This is a genomic window from Sphingomonas radiodurans (assembly GCF_020866845.1).
Lineage (GTDB): Bacteria > Pseudomonadota > Alphaproteobacteria > Sphingomonadales > Sphingomonadaceae > Sphingomonas > Sphingomonas radiodurans.
This window is the reverse complement of record NZ_CP086594.1, coordinates 273,418-297,701: the sequence shown is the minus strand read 5'-3', so window position 1 is coordinate 297,701 and position 24,284 is coordinate 273,418. Positions and strand designations below refer to the sequence as shown.

The following is a 24,284-nucleotide window of genomic DNA, read 5'->3' as shown; positions in this document are numbered from 1 at the left end:
AGAATGGATGCCAGCACCACGGTGCCGCCCGAGGGGCGCGACGCGCGCGCGCTCCGCCGCCGCGGATGGACGCTGGCCCTGCTGACGACCGCGTATTTCTTCAGCTTCATGGATCGCCAGATCCTGTCGATCCTGCTCGAGGCGATCAAGGCGGACCTGAAGCTTTCCGACACGCAGCTCGGGCTGCTTTCCGGACTCGTCTTTGCGCTGTTCTACGCGACGCTCGGCTTGCCGATCGCGCGGCTGGCGGATCGATCGAGCCGAAGCAACATCATCGCGATCAGCCTCGCCTTCTGGAGCCTGATGACTGCGGTGTGCGGGTTCGCACAGAATTTCACGCATCTGATGTTCGCGCGCATCGGCGTCGGCATCGGCGAAGCGGGGTTCGGGCCCCCGAGCCAGTCGATCATCGCCGATCTGTATCCGCCAGAAAAACGTGCGAGCGCGATGGCGATCTATTCGCTCGGCGTGCTGCTGGGCGGGGGGCTGGGCATCGTGATCGGCGGCTTCGTGGCGCATTCCTACGGCTGGCGGATCGCGATGATGGTCGTGGGCCTGCCCGGTGTCGCGCTTGCGGTGATCATGAAGCTGTTCGTCGTCGAGCCGCGCCGCGGGCTTTCCGATGCCGCCTCCGCTACCCCGCTGGCGGACCTGCCAGCGATCAGCCTGTGGCAGGGCATCGTTGCGATGTGGCGTGATCGCGCCGCGTTCCACCTCGTCGCGGCGATTACGGTAACCTCGCTGATCGGCTATGCGGTGACGGGCTGGGGGCCGAGCTACATGCAGCGCTCGCTTGGCATGTCGATGCTCGATGTGTCGAAATACGTCGCGCTGCCGGCGGCGTTCGTCGCTGGCGGCTCGGCGCTGATCGGCGGGTGGCTATGCGACCGCGCGGCCAAGCGCCACGGCGTCTTCGCGCAGAGCTATGTCGTGGCGATCATGAAGATTGTGGCATTCCCGTTCGCGCTGGCCTTCTATTTCGTCGATGATCTGTGGATGGCGTTGGGATCGTATTTCGTCGCCGCCATTTTCGCCGGCGCGTACATCGGACCGACCTACGCGATGATCCAGCATCTGGCGCCGCTGCGCCTGCGCTCGACGTGGGCGGCGCTGACCTTGCTGGCGACGAGCCTTCTCGGCCTTGGTCTCGGGCCATTCGCGGTGGGGCAGATCAGCGATCTGCTGCGCCCGACCTATGGCGCAGAGTCGCTGCGCTGGGCGTTGTTCTCGGTGGCGATGCTGACGCCGCTGGGGATCTTTCACTACTGGCGCGCGGGCGTGCTGATGAAGCGGGCGGGGATCTGATCGGTTACGGTTCAGCCGTCGCGCATGATCCGCTCCGCCGCTGTGTGTGACAGCCCGAAGATCGCCCGTAGCAGCTTCGCTTTACCGACGTAGATCGCATCCTTGCCGGCCTCCATACCGGCGACGATCTCCGCCGCGCAGGCGTCCGCGCTGATCTTTCCGCGTCCACGCCCTGCGGTCATGGCGGTATCGACGATCGGCGGCAGCGCCTCGACGATGCGGACGTGCGGCGCATTTGCTTGCGCCTGGTATCGCAATGCCTTGGTGAAGCTGCGGATACCGGCCTTTGTCGCGCAATAGACCGGGGAGGATTGCTTTGGCGCGAGCGCGAGCCCTGATGTTACGTTCACCAGCATCGCGGAGGGTTGCGCGAGTAGCTGCGGCATGAGCTCGATGGACAGCTGGATCGTCGCGGTAAAGTTCACTGCGATCTCAGCGGCGAGCGCCTCACGGTGGCGATCCGCGTCGGCAGCGAAGAGGTCGGTAAGCAACTGCGTGCCGGCGTTATTGATCACGACCGACAGATCGGGCGAAATCTCGCGCGCCTGAGCGGCGATGAGCTTCGCCCCGTCCGGGCTGCACAAATCCTCAATGATCGGCACCACCGCCTGATAGCGCGCGGCGAGCGCGTCCAGCGGGGCGGGATCACGCCCGACGACGATCACCCAATTCACGCCGCGCCCGATCAGCCGCTCGACCAGTGCCAGGCCGATCCCGCGCCCAGCGCCGGTGACGAGCACCGCGCGGCCGGCCAACGAAAAGTGGGTCATCGTGTCTTCCTCAATCGCATGTTGCATCTTGGTACCGGCAATATTGCCAAGCGCGCTGAACCGAGGTTCAGGGGGAAACATGTTTTTCCCGGCAGCCATCATCGACATGCTGCAGCGCCGTGCCGCCGGTGATGGATTGTGGCTGCCGTCGAGCTATCCTCGCGGCGGGGGGCTGCTGGATCAGGGCGCCGCACGCGACAGTCTGTTCGTTTTGATCAGCGGCCTCGTGAAACTGACCTATCTGTCGGCCGAGGGCGACGAATGGATCAAGAGCCTTATCGTCGATACCGGGCTGTTCGGTGCGCTCGGCAGCGAGGCCGGCAGCCGGTTCGGGGCAAGCGCGATCGAACCGTCGGTTGTGGTCGAGCTACCCGCCTCCTGGATTGGCGCCGCGATGGCGGCTGACATTGGCCTTGCCGCGCAGGCGGGGGCGTTCAACGCCTGGCTCGTGGGGCGCAAGCAGGCGCGCGAGGAAGCGTTGCTGTGCCAAAGCGCCGAGGCCCGCTACCGCACGATGCTGGCCACTGAGCCGGCGCTCGTCGCCCGCCTGCCGCAAGGAGACATCGCTCGGTATTTGCGCATCACCCCGATCGCGTTCAGCCGGATCAAGCGCCGGATGCGGGGGAATGGTCAGATCGACGCGACTGGTATCTGACGCAGGTCACCGGACCGAGGACGGCTTCTTCATCGCAGCGATGGCGTAGACGTAGGTCAGCGCAGCCGCACCCGCGATCGCGGCCCCGCGGTGAGCCTCCGGGATGAAGATATAGGCGCAGTAGCAAAGAACCGCGCGCATCGCGAAGTGGATGAAGCCGGCTGGATCGTCGGCGCCCCAGCCATGCGGCACCCAGACCATGCCGGCGAGGATCGCCAGGCCCAGGATCAGGATGTCGAGGTCGCCTGCTGCCTGTGTGGCGATGATGACGAACGGGATCAGCAATGCGACGACCGTGATGAAGCGCATGAAGAGCTGAGTCACTGGATTGTGACGACTTTCCGCCTGAAGCCCCGGTTGACCGCGCAACTTGTCGATGATCAGCGACAGCGGGAAGGGGATCGCCGCCGCGATAAACACTACGAACGCGGGAAGGCGGTCACCGAGCACGAATGCGCTGATCGCCAGCGCCGACCAGGCGATGAAGCCGCCAATCGGCATCGCCGTCGTGCTTGTCGCCAGATATTCCCGCCGCGCGTCGGCGAGCGAGATGGTCGAAAAGTCCTTCATGCGTGCCCCCCGTGTCCCCACACGGCGAGATGGTGCCCGCAAAGTCTGGCGGCCGCAATCTGCGGCGCGTGCGCCTCAGCCCTCGATCACGCGATCGTCGAACATCCCGAACGCCAGTGTCGAAGCATAGAGTGCGATCGCGCGGTCCTGCGGCATGGCCCAGGCCCATTTGCGCATGTCGAATGCCGCGTTGAGGAACGCCATGACGAGCTGGCTCGCCACCAGTGGATCGACCGCGCGCACGGTGCCCTCGGCGATCCCGTCGGCGATCGTGCCCGCAAAGCGCCGCGCGATGCGGTTCGAGCGGTCGACCATCGTCGCGCGATCGGTGATCGGCAAGCCGCTGAGCGCGGTCGTGCGCAACAGCGGGCCGAGTTCCGAGAATTGGACGCCGAGCAGCGTCGCGAACATCGCGCACAGCCGATCCCATTGCGTGCCGCCTTGCGCGTCCGCGCTGCGCTGTGCCGCCGAAATCGTATCGAAGCTGCGGCGATAGCAGGCGATGACCAGATCGTCCTTGGCGTCGAGATGGTGGTAGAAGCTGCCCTTGGTGACGTTGAGCTCGCTCGCGATCCGCTGCACCGACGCGCCGCGATAGCCAAGCTCGTTGATCAGCCGTGTCGCCGCCAGCAGGAAGGCCTCGCGGCCCTCGGCAAGATCGCGCTGCAACACCACCGCTTCCGGCGCCCAGCGTGCGCTGGGCACCCCAAGCCCGTGGCGGAACACGTCCATCACGCGCGCTTCGACCCGCCCGTATTGATCGGGCTCATAACGCGGCAGCCAGACCGGCAGCCAGAAGGTGTTCTCCATCAGCACGTGCGCGCGCGCGCCGTTGAGATCGGTCTGCGCGCGGCCGTGCGCCGGGCCCCACAAGCGACGGGCGCGGCGAAACACCTCGCGCCAGCCCGCCATCAGCCGCCCGCGCACCGGCTCGTCCATCGCGCGCAGATCGGAGAGGCCCGCGATCTGCCGTTCCTCGCCGCGCTGAACCCGTGCAAGCCGCGCGATATTGAGGGCCAAGTATCGTTCGACGCGCGCCTCGGGCGTCGGCGCTTCCATTGCAGTATCCAGCATCACCAGCAGATAATCGAGCGTATGCTCGAACGCCGCGGCGGCCAGATCCTCCTTGCGCTTGAAATAATAGGTGACGCTGGTGGTGTTCAGCCCGACCCGCCGCGCGACATCGGCGAAGGTCATGCCCTTCGCGCTTTGTTCGTTGATCGCGTCGGCAGCGGCGGCAAGGATGGCTTCGCGCTTCGCCCGGAAGCGGCGCGTGCCGATCTCCTCTCCGTCGCCGCCCAGTTCCCCCTGAGCCTGCATCCGTTTGATGGTAGCAGCGAATTTTTGAAGGAACAGTCCCTTTTGCGCGGTACGCGCACAAAGGAAGTCGTAGCGTCACGCGCGCCGATTCTCGTGCTTTACCGAAGATGCGGTACGCTGTACGGCCGGAGTAAATCGGAATTGGAGAGATGCGATGGACTTCACGCTGAGCGAGCGCGAAACCTATTTTCGGGATCGCGTGAAAGCCTTCATCGATGCCGAGATCGCCCCACGGGAGGCGGAATATCACGAGCAGGCACATCACGGCGATCGCTGGAAGGTGATCCCGGTGATCGAGGAGGTGAAGGCGAAGGCGAAGGAAGCCGGCCTGTGGAACTTCTTCATGCCGCCGCATTCGGGCCAGACGCATGTCGACGACACGTTCGAATTCGAAGGCACGCAGCTTACCAACCTCGAATATGCGCTGTGCGCCGAGGAGATGGGCAAGATCGGCTGGGCGAGCGAGTGCTTCAATTGCTCGGCGCCCGATACCGGCAACATGGAAGTGCTTCACCGCTACGGCACGCTCGAGCAGAAGGAGACGTGGCTACGGCCGCTGATGAACGGCGAGATCCGTTCGGTCTTTTTCATGACCGAGCCGGCGGTCGCCTCGTCCGATGCGACCAACATCGAAACGCGGATCGAGCGCGACGGTGATCATTATGTGATCAACGGCCGCAAATGGTGGTCGTCGGGTGTCGGTGATCCGCGCTGCAAGATCGGCATCCTGATGGGCAAGACGAGCTTCGAAGGCTCGCGCCACAGCCAGCAGAGCCAAGTGCTCGTGCCGATGGACACACCGGGGATCAAGATCGAACGGATGCTGTCGGTTTATGGTTACGACCATGCGCCGCACGGCCACGGCGACGTGACCTTTACCAACGTGCGCGTGCCGGTCGAGAACGTGCTGCTGGGCGAGGGCCGCGGGTTCGAAATCGCGCAGGGTCGGCTCGGGCCGGGCCGCATCCATCATTGTATGCGCACGATCGGCGTTGCCGAGGTGGCGATCGAGAAGATGGCCAAGCGACTGCTCAGCCGCGTGGCGTTCGGCAAGCGGATTTCCGATCATTCGGTATGGGAACAGCGCATCGCGCAGGGTCGGATCGAGATCGAGATGACTCGCCTGCTTTGCCTGAAGGCGGCGCAGACGATGGACACGGCGGGCAACAAGGCCGCGCTGCAGGAAATTGCGATGATCAAGGTGTTCGCGCCGAACATGGCGCTCCGCATCCTCGACGATGCGGTGCAGGCGCATGGCGGCGGCGGCGTGGCGGAGGACTTCGGCCTGGCGCACGCCTGGGCATCGCAGCGCACTCTGCGGCTCGCCGACGGCCCGGACGAGGTCCACGCGCGCACGATCGCACGCAACGAGTTCGGCAAGTACGGTGATTGGAAAGCCGAGATTGCGTCGAACGATCGCGGCGCGCCGCGCGAGACGATTTCGAGCGGGGATATCGGCGTCTCGCGCTGATTGTCGCCCAATTACACGTCGCCCCAGCGAAAGCTGGGGCCACGTAGTTTCTAGCGCGCGCCCGGCCGAGGGCGATCCCAGCTTCCGCTGGGATGACGTATTCCCCAGGAGAGAATGTGAAAGCCGCAGTCCTTTACGAAACCAAGGCGCCACTCCGCATCGAGGACGTCATCGTCTCCAAGCCTGCCGCACACGAGGTGCTGATCCGCACCGTCGCCTGCGGCGTTTGCCGGTCGGATCTCCACTTCGTCGACGGCGTCTATCCGCACCCGTTGCCGGCGATTCCCGGCCATGAAGCCGCAGGCATCGTAGAGGCAGTGGGCGACGAAGTGCGCACGGTGAAGGTTGGCGACGCGGTCGTCACCTGCCTCAGTGCGTTCTGTGGCCATTGCGAATTCTGCATCACCGGGCGCATGTTCCTGTGCGTCAGCGGCGAGACGCGGCGCGGCCCCAAGGCCGAACCGCGGCTGCGGATGGCGAACGGCGACAACGTCAACCAGATGCTGAACCTGTCGGCCTATGCCGAGATGATGCTCGTCCACGAGCATGCCTGCGTCGCGATCGATCCCGAAATGCCGCTCGATCGCGCTGCGCTGATCGGCTGCGCGGTGACGACCGGGGCAGGGGCGGTGTTCAACACCACCGACGTGACGCCGGGCGAGACGATCTGCATCGTCGGCTGCGGCGGCATTGGGCTCGCCGCGGTCAACGCCGCCAAGATCGCCGGCGCGGGGAAGATCATCGCACTTGATCCGGTGCCGGAAAAGCGTGCAGTTGCCGAAAAGCTCGGCGCGACTCACACGTTCGATCCGATGGCGAACAATGTCGTCGCCGAAGTGATCGAACTCACCAAGGGCGGCGTCGATCATGCGATCGAGGCCGTCGGGCGGTCGCAATCGGCGCAGACCACGGTTGACGTGCTGCGCCGTGGCGGCACCGCAACGATCCTCGGCATGATGCCGCTCGACCAGAAGGTCGGGCTGTCGGCGATGGATTTGCTCTCGGGCAAGAAGTTGCAGGGCGGGCTGATGGGATCGAACCGCTTCCCGGTCGATATTCCGCGGCTCGTGGATTTCTATATGCGCGGTCAGCTCGATCTCGACACGATCATCGCCGAACGCTTGCCGCTCGAGCGGATCAACGATGCGTTCGATGAGCTGCGGAAGGGCGACGCGACGCGCAGCGTGATCGTGTTCGATCAATGACCGATACGAGTCTGCAGGAGGAAGTCGCCGAGCGCGATCGGCTAGATACCGATCGCCTCTCGGCCTGGATGACGGAACATGTACCCGACTTCGCTGGCCCGTTGAGCTACGCCAAGTTCGCTGGCGGCCAATCGAACCCGACGTACAAGCTGTCGACGCCGACGCGCAATTACGTGCTGCGGCGCAAGCCGATGGGCGATCTGCTGCCATCGGCGCATCAGGTCGATCGCGAGTATCGCGTGATGGCCGGGCTCCACGCGACGGGCTTTCCCGTGCCGCGGCAATTCGGTTTGTGCGAAGACGATGCCGTCATTGGATCGGCCTTCTACGTCATGGAGATGATCGAAGGGCGGACGATCTGGGATGGATCGTTTCCCGGCATGGATGCCGAGACGCGGCGGGCGCATTATTTCGCGATGGTTGACACGCTGGCGGCGCTTCACAACGTCGATCACGTTGCCGCCGGGCTCGAGGACTTCGGGCGCGCCGGCAATTACTTCGAACGCCAGGTCAGCCGCTGGACGAAGCAGTATCGCGGTGCCGAGACCGAGCACATGCCCGCGATGGAGCGGCTGATCGAGTGGCTGCCTCGGACGATTCCCGAGCAGACGCGCACGACGATCGTCCACGGCGATTATCGCTGCGACAATCTGAAGTTCGCGCCGGGCCTCGAGCCGCGGGTGGCCGCGGTGCTCGATTGGGAGCTGTGCACCACGGGCGATCCGACTGCCGATCTCAGCTATTTCCTGATCAGCTGGGTCACCCAGCCGGAAGGGCGTTCAGGCGTGATGGGGCTTACCGGGCCGGAAACGGGCATCCCTACGGTCGACGAAGTGGTGGCGCGCTATTGCGAGCAGACCGGGCGCGAGGATGTGCCTGACCTCAACTGGCTGCTCGCGTTCAACCTCTTCCGCCTTGCCTCGATCGTGCAGGGTATCCGGAAGCGCTTCCTGATCGGCACGGCATCGAGCGCCAGTGCCGAGGCGACGAGTGCGCGCGTGCCGATGCTGGCGGATGCGGCGTGGGACTTCGCGGTTAAGGCGGGGGCTTAACAGATACTCCCTCTCCCCGCTCGCGGGGAGAGGGTAGGGGAGAGGGGCTTGAGACGAGCGGCGCGCACTGCCCCTCTCCCTAGCCCTCTCCCCTGAAGGGGAGAGGGAACTTACATGTCGCTATTCGATCTGACCGACAAGGTCGTCGTCATCACCGGATCGTCGCGCGGGATCGGCAAGGCGAGTGCGATCGCTTGCGCCGAGCAGGGCGCCAAGGTTGTCATCTCCAGCCGCAAGCAGGACGCCTCGCAAGCCGTCGCGGACGACATCAATGCCCGTTTCGGCGAAGGAACCGCGATCGCCGTTGCGGCCAACATCTCCGACAAGGCGGCGCTGCAGAACCTGGTCGACGAGAGCCGCCGCGCGTTCGGGCGTATCGACTGCCTGGTCTGCAACGCCGCGTCGAACCCGTATTACGGCCCGCAGGAGGGGATCGCGGACGAGCAGTTCCGCAAGATCCTCGACAACAACATCCTGTCGAACCACTGGCTAATCACGATGGTTGCCCCCGAGATGAAGGAGCGCAAGGACGGCTCGATCGTGATCGTCTCGTCGATTGGGGGCTTGCGCGGATCGACCGTGATTGGCGCTTATTGCATCTCGAAGGCGGCCGACATGCAGCTCGCGCGCAATCTGGCGCATGAATACGGGAAGCACGGCATCCGCGTGAACTGCATCGCGCCCGGGCTGATCAAGACCGATTTTGCCAAGGCGCTGTGGGAAGACGAGGCGGCCGTCGCCGAGCGCAATCGCACCACACCGCTGCGCCGGATCGGCGAGCCCGACGAGATCGCCGGCGCGGTGGTCTATCTTGCGTCCAAGGCGAGCGGGTTCATGACCGGGCAGACGATGGTGATCGACGGCGGCGTGACGATCTGATCGTCCCCGCAAACGGATTGGAGAATATGATGGCAAGGTTCACCGGCAAGTCGATCATCGTCACTGGCGCCGGATCCGGCATCGGTCGTGCCGCCGCCACGCTGTTCGCGGCGGAGGGCGCGCAAGTCATCGTCGCCGACAAGGTAGGCGCCGAAGCGACGGCGGAGGCGATCCGTGCCGCCGGCGGCACCGCACAGGCGATCGAGATGGATGCCGGCAACGAGGAGGATGTCATCCGCACCGTCGCGCTGGCGTGCGACACGTTCGGTGGGCTCGACGTGATGTTCGCCAACGCTGGCATATCGGGCGGGATGGCCAACATCTTCGATACCGACGTGGCGCTGATCACCGAAGTGCTGCGCGTCAATTTGATCGGCCCGGTCCTGGCGATCAAGCACGCCGCGCCGCGTATTGCCGAGCGGGGGCAGGGCGCGATCATCCTCACGGCGAGCGTCGCGGGCATCCGTTCAGGTGCCGGCTCGCCAGCCTATTCGGCGTCGAAGGCCGGCGTGATCAATCTGGCGAAGGTTTCGGCGCAGCAGCTTTCGGGCTCGAACGTGCGCGTCAACGCAATTTGCCCTGGCCTCACGGAAACGGGGATGACGAAGCCAGTGTTCGACTATGCCCGCGATGCCGGCAAGATCGACCGCGTCGGCCGCCTCAACCCGCTTCGGCGCGGCGCGCAGCCCGAGGAACTCGCCAAGGTCGCGCTGTTCCTCGCTTCGGATGACGCCAGCTACGTCAATGGTCAGGCAGTTGCGGTCGATGGCGGCCTGTCGTCGAGCCATCCCGTCACCAAGCAGGAATACGGCCGCACCACCGCTTGACGCGGCAGCGAGGCTATTCCTCGGTGCGGACCAGCACAGCCTCGCCGATCAAAAGGAACAGCAGGAAGGGCGCCCACGCCGCCAGGAACGGCGGGTAGGCGCCCAGATTGCCCATCGCGAGCGCGAAATTGTCGGCCACGAAATAGGCGAAGCCGAGCGCCATCCCGATCACCGCGCGGATGAAGAGCTTGCCCGAGCGCGCGATGCCGAACGCCGCCACTGCGCCGAGCAATGGCATCAGCACCGACGACAGCGGCCCGGACAATTTGTGCCACAAGGCGCCCTCGAGCGCCTTGGTCGGGCGGCCTGCCGCGGCGAGATCGTCGATTGCGGCGTTCAGCGCGGAGAATGACAGCCCGTCAGCATTGACGGTCGAGAGCGTGAACTGATCTGGCGTCACGCCGCGCGCGATGATCAGGCTGCCAACGGCGGTCACGCGCCCCGTGGCCACGTCGAAGCGCCGCGCAGGCCCAATTGCCCAGCCGTCACCGCTGCGCTGCCCGCGCGGTGCGGTCACGATCGCCCGCAGGTTCCCGCTGTCGCGTTCGTACAGCGTCACGTCGCCGAGCTGCGCGGCCTCGCCGCGGCCCTTGATCTGGTCGACCTCGATCAGATCGTCGTCGGTCCGCACCCAAACGTTGGAGCGATCACCGCGGTCGATCGGCAAGGGTCCGTAATCGACCTTCTGCCACTGGCTAAGCGTCGCCGTGGCGCGCGATACGATCCGGTCGTTGAACGCGAAGCTTAGTGCCGCCACGCCGAAGCTTGTGATGATCAGCGGCGCCAGCACTTGGTGCGCCGACAGGCCGGACGATTTCAGCGCCACGATCTCGCTGTTCTGGTTCATCGTGATCAGCGTCAGGATCGTGCCGAGCAGCACCGAAAAGGGCAGGAAGCGCGCAATGATCTGCGGCACGCGCAGCGACATATACTGCCAAACCTGCGCATCGCCATTACCGGGCACCGCCAGGATCTTGCCCGATTCACCCAGCAGGTCGAGCGCCTGGAGCACCAGCACCAGCCCGGCGAGGATGCCGAAGGTGCGGATCAGGAACATCCGCCCCATGTATAGCGCGACGGTGCGCGAGGGGAAAAACGAAGTCATGCGCGGGCCTCCCGCCAGCGGCGGCCAGGCATCCGTCGGGTGATCGCCGACAGCGCCTTGCCCGCCACGCGCTCAAGCGCGCCGATCGGCTGGCCGCCGGGCACATAAGCGAGCGTGTAGAACATCCACACGATCAGCCCAGCGAAAACGAGGAACGGCAGCCCGAGCGCGAGCAGCGGATCGACCCGGCCAAGTTCGCCGACCGACGCGGCATATTGGTTCACCTTGTGATACGCGACCACCATCACGATCGACAGGAACACACCAAGCGCTGAGGTCGATCGCTTCGGCGGCACGCCGAGCGCGACCGCCAGCAATGGCAAGAGCAGCATCGTGAACACCTCGACCAAGCGGAAATACAGCTCCGCCTGGCTGCTGTCGCGCGCCTGCTCGGTTTGCCCCTTCACGCCGAGCCGTGCGAGTTCGGGCAGCGTATATTCCAGGTTGCGCCCCCCGCGCGGGCGGAACTGCCCGAACCGCGGCAAGTCGATTGGCAGATCGTGCGCACTGAACGTCAACACGCGCGGCGTCGCGAAGTCGGGGCGGTTGTGGATGAGCGTGCCGTTGGTCAGGCGGAAGATGATCGTGTTGGGATCGTCGGTCGCGAGGAACTGCCCGCTCTGCGCCGTCACGCCGATCCAGTCGCCCTTGGGTGTCTGCGCATGGACGAAGATGCCCGAGAGTGCGCGACCGTTCTCCCGGCTGCGTTCGATCCGCAGCGTCATTCGATCGCCGAGATGCGTGAATTCGCCAACCTTGATCGAGGCGCCCAACGCGCCGGTGCGCAGCTCGAACCTCAGACCTTCATAGGCATAACGCGCGCGGGGCTGGATGAACCCGACGATCGCCAGGTTCACGAGCGCCAGCCCGATCGCATACATGTACGGCACGCGCAGCAGCCGGCCATAACTCATCCCCACGCCGCGCATCACGTCGAGCTCGGACGAGGTCGCAAGCCGGCGGAACGCCAGCAGGATGCCGAGCATCAGCCCGATCGGAATGCCCAGCCCGAGATATTCCGGCAGCAGGTTAGCAAGGAGCTTCCACACGACGTTGACCGGGCCGCCTTCCGTGGCGACGAAGTCGAACAGCCGCAGCATGCGATCGAGCACCAGCAGCATCGCGGAAATCACGAGCGTCGAGAACAACGGCAGCGCGATCAGCCGGGCCATGTAGCGGTCGATCGATTTCATGGATGGCGCGCTGGTGCTCGGGTACTAAGAATCATCGCGCGGTAGAGCGAAGGGTTGCCAAGCGCCAGCCCCGATCGCTCAGCGGTGCTGGCGCAGCGCCCGTCACTCCGCCGCAATGCGATCCGCCGCCACCGGCCGCTTGCGCGCCATCGCCTCCGCAATCGCCGTCTCCAGCCCGACCAGCGTGAACGGCTTGCGCAGCACGGGATGCTCGCCAAACGTATTCCCATCACTCGTCTCGCCAGCAAAGCCGGTGACGAACAGCACCGCCAGATGCGCGTAGCGTGGATCGAGCGCGGCGATCATCTCGGGGCCAGTGCGGACCGGCATCAGCACGTCGCTCAGGATCAGGTCTATCGTTGGATGCTGATCGAGCAGGGCGGGCACCGCCAGCGGATCGTCGCACGCGATCGCCTGGTGGCCAAGTTCCTCCAGCGCACCGGTCGTCGCGGCCAGCACGCGCGGATCGTCCTCCACCACCAGCACGACGATTGAATCAAGGGGTGCCGGCCCAATTGGCGCGACGTCGGCAACGATCGCCAGCGTCGTCGCGGTGCCATCGCGCGGCAAGCTCAGCCGCACCACGGTGCCCGCGCCCGGCGCGGTGTCGATGGTCACGTCACCGCCCTGCTGACGCGTGAAGGCGAAGATCTGGCTGAGGCCTAGCCCGGTACCCTTGCCGACCGGCTTGGTGGTGAAGAATGGCTCGAATACCCGCTCGGCGACTTCGGGCGTCATGCCGCAGCCAGTGTCGCGCACCGCGATCGTCACCAGCTCGCCGTCTGCGCCGCTTGCGGTCGCGGCGGTGATTGTCAGCGTGCCGCGCCCCTCCATCGCGTCGCGTGCGTTGACGGCCAGATTGAGGAGCGTGTTCTCCATCTGCACGCGATCCGCGCGTACACAGGCACCAGCGGATTGATCGTCGATCTCGACACTGATTCCGTCGCCGAGCGTGCGGTCTAGGAGATCGCGCATGCCGGCGATCAGCGCACCCACCGCGATCGGCTCGGGGTTGATCGCCTCCTCGCGCGCGAATGCGAGCAAACGGCGGGTCAGGTCGGCGGCGCGTGTCGCGCCCTCGGTGGCGCTCGCCAGATGCCGCGCGACATCGCCGCTTCCGGCCGCGTGGCTGCGTCGCGCCAGCTCAAGCCCGCCGATCACGACGGCCAGCATGTTGTTGAAGTCGTGCGCGATGCCGCCAGTCAATTGGCCCACCGCGTCCATTTTCTGCACCTGCCGCAGTCGCGCTTCCTGCACGCGCAATTCGGCCGTGGCATCGGCAACCACGATCGCGAGTTCCTCGGCCCGCGCGCGCTCGATGTTCGCCTCGGCGCGCGCAATGGTGCGCTCGGTCAGTGCCCGCACGGTCAGCCATCCCAGCGCGATCACGCCGAGCAGCAGCAGCACGCCAAACGCCGACAGCACGAACGCCGCGCGCGTCGACCGTTCGACCAGCGCCAGCGCCGCGGTCGTCCGCCGATTGAGCAGCGTCCGCTCACCATCGATGATCGCGTCGAGCAACAGGTTGATCTCATCGAGCGCTGCCGCCTTGCGTGCCTGATAGTAACGCGACAGCGCCTGATCGTTCTTGCCGTAATTCGTCGAGAGGGCAGTCAGCGACAATTGCTCGCCGCGCGCAAGATAGGCCGCGCGCAGCCGGTCGATCCTCGCCTTCTGATCGTCATTGTCGCGCGTCAGGGTCTCCAGGCGTTCGATCTGTTCGCCGGCGCGCCGCCAGTCCTCGACATATAGCTGCCCGAGCTGCTTATCGCCGGAGATGACGTAGCGACCGAGCGATGCCTCGGACCGCGCGATGGTGCCTGACAGCGTGCGCGCGAGGATCATCACGTCGTAGCTGTGCGACTGCAGCGTAATCGCGCGATTGCGCTGCTTGTTCGCCTCTCCGAGCGTGATGATCAGCGCGACGAGCACGCCGATGCCGAGCACGCCCATCACCACCAGCATCACGGTGCGCCATCCGGGCGCCAGCCATTTCAGGCCGCTCGCGCGTTCGCCCGCGCCCTGTTCCACAGCGTCGTCCGCGTTCACGGGTGCAAGGATTATCAGAGTCGTTCCGCTGGCGGAAGCGGTCTGGCGCTAGTCGATCACGCCGTCGGCGCGGCCTGCTGCTTCGAACATCGCGATCACGCGTGCCATCTGGTCGGTCGTATGCTCGGCACAGACCGAGCAGCGCAGGAGGTACATGCCCGACGGGGTTGCCGGCGGCCGCGCGACGTTGACGTAGAGCCCCGCCTCGAGCAGCCGCTGCCACATGCTGATCGCCTGCGCCTGATCATCGAGCACGACCGCAACGATCGCCGATTCTGCAGTCTCGGTCGACAGGCGGAAGCCGAGCGCCTTTAGCCCAGCATGCAACTGGCGCGTGTTCGCCCATAGCCGCTCGCGCTTGTCCGTCGCCCCCATCAGCTTGCGGATCGACACCGCCGCGGCCGCCATCACCGATGGCGGCAGGCTGGCGGTGAAGATGTACGGCCGGCACACGAAGCGCAGGATCTCGAACTTGGGATGGTTCGATACGCAGAAGCCGCCGACCGTGCCGACCGACTTGGAGAAGGTGCCGATCACGAAGTCGACCTGATCCTCAAGCCCTTGTTCCTCGTATACGCCGCGGCCGTTCGGGCCGAAGAAGCCCATCGAATGCGCCTCGTCGACCAGCACCATCGCGCCATGCTTCTTGGCGACCGCGACCATTTCTTTCAGCGGCGCGGTGTCGCCCAGCATCGAATAGACGCCCTCCAGCACGACCAATTTACCCGGCTCTGGCGGCAAGCGGCCGAGCCGCTTGTCGAGATCCTCGACCGAATTGTGCCGGAAGCGCACGATTTCGGCATTGCCCATTGCGCAGCCGTCGTAGATCGAGGCGTGGCTGTCGGCGTCGAGGATGATGTATTCGCCCTTACCCGCCATCGCCGAGATGATGCCGAGGTTCGCCTGATAGCCAGTGGAAAAGACGATCGCGCCGGACATGCCGTAGAAGTCGCGCAGCGCGGCTTCGACTTCCATATGATCGTGGAAGGTGCCGTTCAGCGCGCGGCTGCCGTTGGTGCCCGTGCCGAATTTGTCGAACGCCTGCTTGCCCGCGGCGATGACGTCGGGATCGAACGTCATGCCCATGTAATTGTAGGTGCCGAGCAGGATCGTATCGCGGCCCTTGATCACGGCGATGGTCGGAGACTTCACCTCCTCCATCACGATGCCGAACGGATCGCGCACGCCCGAATCGAGCAGCGCCTGGCGCTCGGCGACCAAGGGACCGAACTTGTCGAACAGGTCGCGTTCAGGCGCGACGGCGATTGGATCTAAGGGCAAAGCTTCCGCCTGGAGGCCGGTCTCGGTCATAGGTTCATGTCCCAAACCGTTCGTGTCGAGCGCAGTCGAGACACCGGGCGGATCGCGCGCGGCATGTCCCTCGACGATGCTCGGGACGAACGGGGTTCAGTTCTTCAGCTTCGCCACCGCATCGGCGAGCTGGCCGACGGTCTCGATCTCGGCCTGCATGTTCATCGTGATGATGATGTCGAATTCATCCTCGATCGCCGCGACGAAATCCATCACCGTCAGCGAATCCCATTCCAGGTCGCCCTGGAACGTCGTCGCTTCGGTGATCGTCACGCTCTTTTTGTTGAACGGTTCGATCTGGGCCTGGATCGTGTCGATGATGCTGTTTCGGTCGCTCATGGCGGCTCCTTAGCTATTCGGGGGAGGGGTGCCAATCGAATGCGGCGGAAGCATGGTCAGCGTGCGATGCCATAGGAGCGCGCGGTTGCCGCCAGGCCGTCGGCGAGCGTTACGGTCGGTGCCCAGACGGCAAGCGGCGGCCGGTACTGCGTGCGCGCTGTCCAGTCGGGATGGCTGAGGTAGCCGACGCGATCCGCCGTCAACTTCGCTCCGGCGCCGCGGACAAGACCGTCGACTTTCGCACCCAGCCGCAGCAGCGCGGCCGGCAGGTGCAGCGGCAGCACGCGCTGCCCCACCGCGCGCCCGATCGCTGCCGCGAGCTCGGCATGCGTCAGACGGCTGCCGTCATCGACCTCGTAGATCGTGTGCGCGCCGGGTCGCTCGGCGAGCGTGACCAGCAAGCGAGCGAGATCATCGACATGGATCAGCGACACCAGCCCCGGTGGCGGCAGCAACGCGATCCCATTGGCAGCCATCCGGAACATGTCGCGCAGCTCGGTATCGCCCGGTCCGTAAACCCCCGTCGGCCGCACGATCGTCCAGTCTGCGCCGTCCGCTGCCACCAGCGCTTCGGCGGCATGCTTCGACCAGCCGTAGTTCGAAAGCTGCGGTTCGCGCGCCGATAGCGACGACACATGAACGAAACGCCGCTCACCGCTCGCCGCCAGGATCGCACGCGTGCCTTCGACATTGCCGGCGACGAACCCTGTGCGGTCGGCCGCGTTCACGACGCCGGCGATGTGGATCACCACGTCGCTGCCCGCCACGAGCGATGCCAGGCCCGCCGGATCGTCGAGCGCGCCCGCCACCCACGTCACGCCGTCGCGCGGCGGCTGCGGCCGGCGGGTAAGCGCGCGGATCTGATGTCCAGCGGCAAGCGCGCGGTCGATCGTCGCACGCCCGACGAAGCCGGTGCCGCCAGTGAGGGCCAGGATCACAGCAGCGCCATATGGTTGCGGTGCACGAGCGCCGAACGCGGCGCATAGCCGAGCAGCGCCTCCTGCTCCTCGCTGCGCCGCCCGAGCAGCAGCAGCATCTCGGCCGCATCATATTCCGCAAGCCCGCGCGCGATTATCCCGTCGGGGCCTTCGATGGCCACTACGTCGCCGCGCACGAACCGCCCGGCTATCTGTATCGCCCCCGCCGCGAGCAGGCTCCGCCCGCCCGCCAGCGCACGCGTCGCGCCGGCATCGACGTGGATTGTCCCGCGCACCGTCAGTCGCCCGGCGAGCCACGCCTTGCGCGCGCCTGTCCGCTTCTCGGGCAGGAAGATCGTATGCCGCGCCGGCGTGGAGAGTGGGCGTTCGATCCGCCCCGACGCGATCGCCAGCGCCACGCCCGCACCGCACGCGATGCGGGCTGCGGCAAGTTTCGACACCATGCCGCCCGATCCCATGCCCGATGCCGAGCCATCGTCCGCCATCCCGGCAATCCGCGCGTCGATCCGCGCGACCTCGGGGATGTGCACCGCGCCGGGTTGCGCTGGATTGCGATCGTAGAGGCCGTCGATGTCCGACAGCAGCACCACGCCCTGCGCCCCCGCCGCCTGCGCCACGCGTGCGGCAAGCCGGTCGTTGTCGCCGAAGCGGATCTCCGCGGTCGCGACGCTGTCATTCTCGTTGATGATCGGCACCGTGCCGAGCTGGAGCAGCCGCCCGAGCGTCGCGGCGGCATTGAGATAGCGCCGCCGATCTTCGAGATCGTCGAGCGTGACGAGCATCTGCGCCGCCGTCAGTCCCTCTGCCGCGAGCACCTCGGCCCATGTCTGGCTGAGTGCGATCTGCCCCGTCGCAGCGGCGGCCTGCGCATCCTCAAGGCTCGCCCGGCCACCACGCGGCAAGCCCAGCCGCCGCGCGCCCAGCGCAATCGCGCCGCTGGAAACGATCGCCACCTGCTGCCCCGCCTTGGTGCGCTCGGCGACATCGGCGGCAATCCCGGCAAGCCAATCCCGCCGCACCGCCCCATCGGGATCGACGAGCAGCGCCGACCCGATCTTCACGATGAGACGCGCGCAAGAGGCGGGGGGGAAGAGCATTTGAGTGGGCGATAGTGTGAGGTGAGCGGATGGGGAAGGGGAGTGGCCTCACCCCGTACGGTCAATCCTGCAACCGCAACGCCACATCGTTCATGAACCGCACGTCGTCCGCCGCCGCGAGCGTCGCCGCTTCCGCTGCCAGCGCGCCCAGCAGGTCGCTCAATGCCTCGATCTCGGTCTTGTGGTAATTGCCGAGCACGTGCCCGGTCACGCGGTCCTTGTGCCCCGGATGCCCGATCCCGATCCGCACGCGGCGAAACTCCGGCCCGAGATGCTGGTCGATCGACCGCAACCCGTTATGCCCCGCCAGCCCGCCGCCGACACGGACCTTCACCTTCATCGGGGCCAGATCGAGCTCGTCGTGGAACACCGTCAGCGCCTCGACGCCAAGCTTGTAGAAACGCAACGCCTCGGCGACGCTCCGGCCGCTTTCGTTCATGAAGGTCGCCGGCTTCAACAGCAGCACCTTGTCCGAACCGAGCCGCCCCTCGCGCACCCAGCCCTGGAACTTCTTCGCGGTGGCGCCGAAATCATGCACCTCGGCGATCGCATCGACCGCCATGAAGCCGACATTGTGCCGGTGCATTGCATATTCAGGCCCCGGATTGCCCAGGCCGACCCACAGCTGCACGTTATGTCTCCTGATAGTCGCCCGTTCGCCCTGAGGAGGTGCTGAGCCAACGGCGAAGTGCCGTCTCGAAGGGTTCGCCCCGTGGCATGTGCTTCGAGACGGCATTTCGACAAGCTCAATGCCTCCTCAGCACGAACGGGGAGGGGCGAAATACACCGAAAACGAAAACGGGCGGGGGCGTTGCCGCCACCCGCCCGCGTCGTAACACCGCAAGAAGCGGTGGCCGATGCGATTACTCGCCGGTCTTTTCCTCGTCGTCGCCCTCGGCAGCGGCTTCGTCCTCGGCCGCTTCGGCCTCGGCTTCCGCAGCAGCTTCGGCCGATGCAGCTTCCGCCAGCGCGGCCTCTTCCTCGAACTGCTCCTGCGCTTCGGCCTTCATTGCCGACGGCGCGATGAGCGTCGCGATCGTGAAGTCGCGGTCCTCGATCGCCGATTCGGTACCCTGTGGCAACGTCACATCCGAGATGTGGATCGAATCGCCGATGTCACGGCCGGCGAGCGAGATCTTGATCTCCGAAGGGATTTCCGACGCATCGCAGATCAGCTCGAGCTCGTGGCGCACGACGTTCAGAACGCCGCCCTTGGTCAGGCCAGGCGCCTCTTCCTCGTCGACGAACACCACCGGCACCGCAACGGTGACGGTCGCGTGCGCGGAAATGCGCAGGAAATCGACATGGACCGGGCGATCCGAGACTGGGTGAAAGTGAACGTCCTTCGGCAGCGTGCGCTCGCCGTTGACCATCACCACGGTGTTCATGAAGTGGCCCGTGCTCAGCGCCTTCACGAGCGCCTTTTCCTCGAGGTGGATCGAGGCGGGGTTCTTGTTTTGGCCGTAAATCACGGCAGGCACGCGGCCATCACGACGCAGCGCCCGGGAGGCTCCCTTGCCAACCCGGTCACGCGTCTCGGCTGCGAGCGTCAATTGGTCGCTCATTGCATTCTCCGAAACGTAAGTGTGTTCTTCCGCCCCACGCCTCCAGGGATGACCATGGCCGGAAGCGCGGGCGCATAGCGGGGAGGGGGGTAATTAGCAATCCTTCCAGTCCTCCCTAATCCTCCCCGGAACGGGGAGGGGGACCACGCGAAGCGTGGTGGAGGGGCTGGCTTGGCGAAACGCTTCAACAAGGCCGGCCCCTCCACCACTCGCCTGCGGCGAGCGGTCCCCCTCCCCGTTCCCGGGAGGAGTGAGCTCGGAGAGGATCAGTACGCGATCCGCACCGCCCGCAGCCGATACTTGCCCAGCTTCGTCTGAACGCTGTCCGCCCCCGCGAGGTGCCCCGCGCCAACCGCGATGAACACGCGCCCGGGCGTCCGCATCCGCTCCGCGATCCACGCCGCCCATTTCGTGTTGCGATCCACCAGCAGCGCCTGCTTCACCTCCGGCGAACCCTTCATGTCCTTGTTCATCGTCTCGGCCAGGCCATCGGGATCGCCCTTCGACCAATTCTCGACCATCCGGTTCATGGTCGCGCCGGCCTCGGGCAGTTCGTCGACCGTCGAGGTCAGCAGATCGATCTGCGCTTTCTGTGACAGCGAATCGAAGATCGACATCTGCCCTTCGAACGTCTCCAGCCCCATCACCTGCTTCTTCTGCGCCTTCGCCGCGCGCGTCAGGACGCCCTCGGGCCCGTTCTTGGCGTCATAGCCCAGCTTCTGCACCGGCATCACAGACAGGCTGATCGCCGCGAACCACGGCTGCATCCGCTCGAACGAGGCCATCGGCAGCTTGTTCTCTTCCAGCGCGGCCAGGAACGCCGCGCGCTTGTCCGCGGGCAATTTCTCGACGAGCAACGGGCCGGCGGCATCGAATGCCTTGGCCATCACGACGCGCTGCTGCGTTTCCTGATCGGGCTCGACCATCTCCAGCACCAGCGTGCCCGATCGATCGAACGCCTTCTTCACCGCCTCGTCGAACCAGGTGAGGCCGGGCTTCAGCACATGGATCGTGCCGAACAGATAGATCGTCGTGTCCTTGTCGCGCACCACCCACAGCGCGGGATCGGCATCTTCCTGCACCATCGGCGCGGGCTGGGCACAGGCAGGCAAAGCGAAAGCGAGGCCGAGGCCTGCGAACATCGAAGCAAATGAACGGAACACGGGCGAAACGGACCTTCCTGAACGGGGCGCGCCAACGGGGCGGTGCCGTCCTAGCCCGGCCCTTGCCTCATGGCGAGCCATCCGCCATTGCCGCGCCCGCGATGAACGCCACCTCAACAGATGCGCCCTTGAGCTTCCAGGACATGATCCTGCGCCTCCATTCCTATTGGAGCGCGCGCGGTTGCCTGATCCTTCAGCCCTACGACATGCGCATGGGGGCGGGCACGTTCCACACGGCGACCACGCTGCGTGCGCTCGGCCCCGATCCGTGGAACGCTGCGTTCGTCCAGCCCTGTCGCCGCCCGACCGACGGCCGCTATGGCGAGAACCCCAACCGGCTGCAGCATTATTACCAGTATCAGGTGATCCTGAAGCCGAGCCCGCCCGACCTGCAGGAACTGTACCTCGGCAGCCTCGCGGCGATCGGCATCGACTTTACCCGCCACGATATCCGCTTCGTCGAGGACGATTGGGAAAGCCCGACGCTCGGCGCCTGGGGGCTGGGCTGGGAAGTCTGGTGCGACGGCATGGAAGTGACTCAGTTCACCTATTTCCAGCAGATGGGCGGCTTTGACTGCAAGCCCGTCGCGGGCGAGCTGACCTATGGGCTCGAGCGGCTGGCGACGTACATCCAGAACAAGGACAGCGTGTACGATCTGTCGTTCAACGATGCCGGCGTGACCTATGGCGACGTGTTCCTCGAGAACGAGCGCCAGATGTCGAAGTGGAACTTCGAGGTCGCCGATACCGACACGTTGTTCGACCTGTTCCGCAAGGCCGCGGCGGAGAGCGAGAATTGCCTCGCCGCCAAGCTGCCGATCCCCGCGTACGAGCAGGCGATCGAGGCGAGCCACATCTTCAACCTGCTGAATTCGCGCGGCGTGATCTCGGTCGCCGAGCGCCAGGCGTACATCGGCCGTGTGCGTGATCTGGCGAAGGGCTCGTGCGCGGCATGGATGGAGACGAACGCCGAGGGCTGGAAGGCCCGCTTCCCGAACTGGACCGCGGCGTGACCGACTTCCTCCTCGAACTGCGCTCGGAGGAAATTCCGGCTCGCATGCAGGACAAGGCACGCGATGATCTCGCGCGGCTGTTCACGGCCGAACTCGCCAAGGCGGGCCTCACTGCGGGCGAGATCGTCACGTACGCCACGCCGCGTCGCCTTGCGCTGATTGCGCGCGACCTGCCCGACGCCACCCAAGCCGTCAGCGAGGAAACCAAAGGGCCGCGCACGTCGGCTCCGCCGCAGGCGCTCGACGGCTTCTTGCGTAAGACTGGGCTCACCCAGGACCAGCTCGTCGATCGTGACGGCATTTGGTACGCCGTGATCGATAAGCCCGGCCGCGCCACCGCCGACGTGCTCGCGGAGGCGATCCCCGCGATCATCCGCGCTTTTCCGTGGCCCAAGTCGATGCGCTGGGGCGATGCGTCGATCTCGACCGAGAGCCTGCGCTGGGTCCGCCCGCTGCAAGGGATCATCGCGCTGTTCGGCGACCAGCTGGTGCCGTGCGCGATCGCCGGCGTCGAAAGCGGCGCGGCGACTGTCGGCCACCGTTTCCACCACCCCGGCATCATCACGATCGGCTCGGCCGCCGATTACGTCGAGAAGCTGCGCGCCTGCCACGTCATCGTCGATCAGGCCGAGCGCCGCGCGATCATTGCGATCGGCGCGAAGATGGCCGCGAACAAGGCCGGGCTCGTGCTGGTCGAGGACGAAGGCCTCGTCACCGAGAACGCCGGCCTCACCGAATGGCCCGTGCCGCTGCTCGGCCGCTTCGACGCCGCGTTCCTCGACGTGCCGCCCGAGGTAATCCAGCTCACCGCGCGCGTGAACCAGAAGTATTTCGTCTGCCGCGACGCGGACGGCAAGCTCGCCAACGCCTTCATCTGCACCGCGAATATCGCAGCGTCGGACGACGGCGCGATGATCGTCGAGGGCAATCGCAAGGTCCTCGCCGCCCGCCTGTCCGACGCGCGCTTCTTCTACGAAACCGATCTCAAGGTGACGCTCGAGGAGCAGGCGAAGAAGCTCGAGAAGATCGTCTTCCACGAGAAGCTCGGCACCGTCGCCGACAAGGTCGATCGCGTCGCGAAGCTAGCCCGCTGGCTGGTCGAAGAGGGTGTGATCCTCCCCGGCACGGGGAGGGGGACCAGCGAAGCTGGTGGTGGGGGGCTTCCACAAGCGACCCCGCCCGCGGCGATCCCCCTCCACCACTCGCCTGCGGCGAGCGGTCCCCCTCCCCTTGCAGGGGAGGATCTGGCCGACCTCGCCGAACGCGCCGCGCGGCTCGCCAAGGCCGATCTCGTCACCGGCATGGTCGGCGAGTTCCCCGAGCTGCAAGGCCTGATGGGCGGCTATTACGCCGCCGCACAGGGCGAGCACCCAGCGGTCGCCGCCGCGATCCGCGATCATTACAAGCCGGTCGGGCAGGGCGATGATGTGCCCGCTGATCCGGTGACGGTGGCAGTGTCGCTGGCGGACAAGCTGGATACGATTGTCGCGTTTTTCTTTGCTGGCCTGCCGCCGACGGGCTCGAAGGATCCCTTTGCGCTTCGTCGCGCGGCGTTGGGTGTGCTCGACCTGGTAACCCGTAATGGTCTGCGCTTTCGAAGTCCCAAGGTAATCGGCCGCACCATGGACGGCCTGACCTATCAAAAATGCTCGCCAGGAATGTCAGAGGCCGACCTTGATCGCTTCAACGCAGGGGTTCGAAAGGTTTTCGACACCGTTCCTGAATTCTTCGGTGATCGCCTGAAGGTTCAGCAGCGCGAGGTCGGCGTGCGACATGATTTGATCGACGCCGTGCTTGCGGATGAAGACGATTTCGTCCGCCTGCTCGCGCGCGTGAAAGCGTTGCAGGCGTTCGTCGGCACGCCGGACGGCACGAACCTGCTCGCGGGCTACAAGCGCGCGTCGAACATCCTGAAAAAGGAAGGCTGGACCGACTCTCCCTCTCCCCTTGTGGGAGAGGGAAGGGGCCCGCTCGCGCCAGCGAGTGGGAAGGGTGAGGGGGACGCGGCTGGTGTGTCGAACCTCACTCCCCCTCACCCTTCCGACGCTTCGGGTGCCCATGAAAGTAATACTTTCATGGGACCCTCGCGCCTCCCTCCCTCTCCGACAGGGGGAGAGGGATTTGCGCCCGCCGAAACCGCGCTCATCGAAGCGCTCGATGTCGCCGCCCCTGCCGCGGCGGACGCCGTCGCGCGCGAGGACTTCGCTGCCGCGATGGCCGCGCTAGCCTCGCTGCGCGGGCCGATCGACGCCTTCTTCGAGAGCGTGATCGTCAACGATCCCGATCCCGCCAAGCGCACAGTGCGCCTGCAATTGCTCGCGCGCGCTCGTGATGCGGTTCATACCGTCGCGGATTTCTCGCGGATCGACGGCTAGCGCTCGCGTTAGCGATACCATCGCGCAGATGGATCGGATTGGTCTTGCAATCCGTTCGACCTCGGTGTGTTGCATCGCACAA

At 65.8% G+C, this 24,284-nt stretch carries 22 protein-coding genes; 9 read left to right on the top strand and 13 right to left on the bottom strand.

Features of this window, described 5'->3' with window-relative positions; translation table 11 throughout:
- Nucleotides 1–3 precede the first annotated feature (3 nt).
- Nucleotides 4–1,305: a spinster family MFS transporter gene (locus LLW23_RS01350; protein WP_228947003.1), complete on the top strand. Its 1,302-nt coding sequence runs from the start codon at nt 4–6 to the stop codon at nt 1,303–1,305.
- Nucleotides 1,306–1,316: 11 nt separating this feature from the next.
- Here the strand turns inward: LLW23_RS01350 and LLW23_RS01345 are convergent, their stop codons facing one another.
- A complete protein-coding gene (locus LLW23_RS01345; protein WP_228947002.1) occupies nt 1,317–2,075 on the bottom strand; it encodes an SDR family oxidoreductase in 759 nt (252 codons plus the stop codon).
- Between the two features lie 79 nt (nt 2,076–2,154).
- Here LLW23_RS01345 and LLW23_RS01340 point away from each other — a divergent pair, with 79 nt between their 5' ends.
- Nucleotides 2,155–2,730, top strand: a complete 576-nt coding sequence (locus tag LLW23_RS01340) for a Crp/Fnr family transcriptional regulator (RefSeq protein ID WP_228947001.1) — start codon at nt 2,155–2,157, stop codon at nt 2,728–2,730.
- Between the two features lie 6 nt (nt 2,731–2,736).
- Here LLW23_RS01340 and LLW23_RS01335 read toward each other — a convergent pair whose 3' ends face one another.
- Nucleotides 2,737–3,300 carry a DUF7010 family protein gene (locus tag LLW23_RS01335; protein WP_228947000.1) on the bottom strand — a complete coding sequence of 188 codons (564 nt, stop codon included), beginning with the start codon at nt 3,298–3,300 and terminating at the stop codon, nt 2,737–2,739.
- A gap of 75 nt (nt 3,301–3,375) precedes the next feature.
- On the bottom strand, nt 3,376–4,620 hold the full coding sequence (locus tag LLW23_RS01330) for a TetR/AcrR family transcriptional regulator (protein WP_228946999.1): 1,245 nt from the start codon (nt 4,618–4,620) through the stop codon (nt 3,376–3,378).
- 154 nt (nt 4,621–4,774) lie between these two features.
- Between LLW23_RS01330 and LLW23_RS01325 the strand changes: the two genes are divergently transcribed.
- From LLW23_RS01325 to LLW23_RS01305, 5 genes are all read left to right on the top strand, one after another.
- Nucleotides 4,775–6,091 (top strand): acyl-CoA dehydrogenase family protein, encoded by a 1,317-nt coding sequence (locus LLW23_RS01325; RefSeq protein ID WP_228946998.1) that lies wholly within the window; start codon nt 4,775–4,777, stop codon nt 6,089–6,091.
- 116 nt (nt 6,092–6,207) lie between these two features.
- Nucleotides 6,208–7,296 (top strand): Zn-dependent alcohol dehydrogenase, encoded by a 1,089-nt coding sequence (locus LLW23_RS01320; protein ID WP_228946997.1) that lies wholly within the window; start codon nt 6,208–6,210, stop codon nt 7,294–7,296.
- Complete coding sequence (locus tag LLW23_RS01315) at nt 7,293–8,348, top strand: phosphotransferase family protein (protein WP_228946996.1); 1,056 nt, start codon at nt 7,293–7,295, stop codon at nt 8,346–8,348. The genes LLW23_RS01320 and LLW23_RS01315 overlap by 4 nt, the downstream gene beginning before the upstream one ends.
- A 114-nt stretch (nt 8,349–8,462) precedes the next feature.
- Complete coding sequence (locus LLW23_RS01310) at nt 8,463–9,227, top strand: SDR family NAD(P)-dependent oxidoreductase (protein WP_228946995.1); 765 nt, start codon at nt 8,463–8,465, stop codon at nt 9,225–9,227.
- A 29-nt stretch (nt 9,228–9,256) separates the two neighbouring features.
- The gene (locus tag LLW23_RS01305; RefSeq protein ID WP_228948426.1) at nt 9,257–10,054 is read left to right on the top strand and encodes an SDR family NAD(P)-dependent oxidoreductase; all 798 of its coding nucleotides are present in this window, start codon (nt 9,257–9,259) and stop codon (nt 10,052–10,054) included.
- A 13-nt stretch (nt 10,055–10,067) separates the two neighbouring features.
- Here LLW23_RS01305 and lptG read toward each other — a convergent pair whose 3' ends face one another.
- From lptG to LLW23_RS01255, 10 genes are all read right to left on the bottom strand, one after another.
- Nucleotides 10,068–11,159, bottom strand: a complete 1,092-nt coding sequence (gene lptG / locus LLW23_RS01300) for an LPS export ABC transporter permease LptG (RefSeq protein WP_228946994.1) — start codon at nt 11,157–11,159, stop codon at nt 10,068–10,070.
- Nucleotides 11,156–12,352 (bottom strand): LPS export ABC transporter permease LptF, encoded by a 1,197-nt coding sequence (gene lptF, locus LLW23_RS01295; protein WP_228946993.1) that lies wholly within the window; start codon nt 12,350–12,352, stop codon nt 11,156–11,158. Before lptF ends, lptG begins: the two co-directional genes overlap by 4 nt.
- Nucleotides 12,353–12,454: 102 nt before the next feature.
- Nucleotides 12,455–14,317, bottom strand: a complete 1,863-nt coding sequence (locus LLW23_RS01290) for an ATP-binding protein (RefSeq protein ID WP_228948425.1) — start codon at nt 14,315–14,317, stop codon at nt 12,455–12,457.
- Nucleotides 14,318–14,449: 132 nt separating this feature from the next.
- Nucleotides 14,450–15,712, bottom strand: a complete 1,263-nt coding sequence (spt, locus tag LLW23_RS01285; RefSeq protein ID WP_228946992.1) for a serine palmitoyltransferase — start codon at nt 15,710–15,712, stop codon at nt 14,450–14,452.
- 96 nt (nt 15,713–15,808) lie between these two features.
- The gene (locus LLW23_RS01280) at nt 15,809–16,051 is read right to left on the bottom strand and encodes an acyl carrier protein (RefSeq protein ID WP_228946991.1); all 243 of its coding nucleotides are present in this window, start codon (nt 16,049–16,051) and stop codon (nt 15,809–15,811) included.
- A 56-nt stretch (nt 16,052–16,107) separates the two neighbouring features.
- Entirely contained in the window at nt 16,108–16,989 is an 882-nt protein-coding gene (locus LLW23_RS01275; protein WP_228946990.1) for an NAD-dependent epimerase/dehydratase family protein, read from the bottom strand.
- Nucleotides 16,986–18,086, bottom strand: a complete 1,101-nt coding sequence (gene proB, locus LLW23_RS01270) for a glutamate 5-kinase (RefSeq protein ID WP_228946989.1) — start codon at nt 18,084–18,086, stop codon at nt 16,986–16,988. The genes LLW23_RS01275 and proB overlap by 4 nt, the downstream gene beginning before the upstream one ends.
- Before the next feature lie 61 nt (nt 18,087–18,147).
- Nucleotides 18,148–18,717 (bottom strand): aminoacyl-tRNA hydrolase, encoded by a 570-nt coding sequence (pth, locus tag LLW23_RS01265; RefSeq protein WP_228946988.1) that lies wholly within the window; start codon nt 18,715–18,717, stop codon nt 18,148–18,150.
- Between the two features lie 232 nt (nt 18,718–18,949).
- On the bottom strand, nt 18,950–19,651 hold the full coding sequence (locus LLW23_RS01260) for a 50S ribosomal protein L25/general stress protein Ctc (protein ID WP_228946987.1): 702 nt from the start codon (nt 19,649–19,651) through the stop codon (nt 18,950–18,952).
- 266 nt (nt 19,652–19,917) lie between these two features.
- Nucleotides 19,918–20,793 (bottom strand): TraB/GumN family protein, encoded by an 876-nt coding sequence (locus tag LLW23_RS01255; RefSeq protein WP_228946986.1) that lies wholly within the window; start codon nt 20,791–20,793, stop codon nt 19,918–19,920.
- Between the two features lie 164 nt (nt 20,794–20,957).
- On the opposite strand from LLW23_RS01255, the gene LLW23_RS01250 reads away from it, so the two are divergent.
- Nucleotides 20,958–21,827 carry a glycine--tRNA ligase subunit alpha gene (locus LLW23_RS01250; RefSeq protein WP_333473787.1) on the top strand — a complete coding sequence of 290 codons (870 nt, stop codon included), beginning with the start codon at nt 20,958–20,960 and terminating at the stop codon, nt 21,825–21,827.
- Nucleotides 21,824–24,202, top strand: a complete 2,379-nt coding sequence (gene glyS, locus LLW23_RS01245) for a glycine--tRNA ligase subunit beta (RefSeq protein WP_228946984.1) — start codon at nt 21,824–21,826, stop codon at nt 24,200–24,202. The genes LLW23_RS01250 and glyS overlap by 4 nt, the downstream gene beginning before the upstream one ends.
- Nucleotides 24,203–24,284 lie beyond the last annotated feature (82 nt).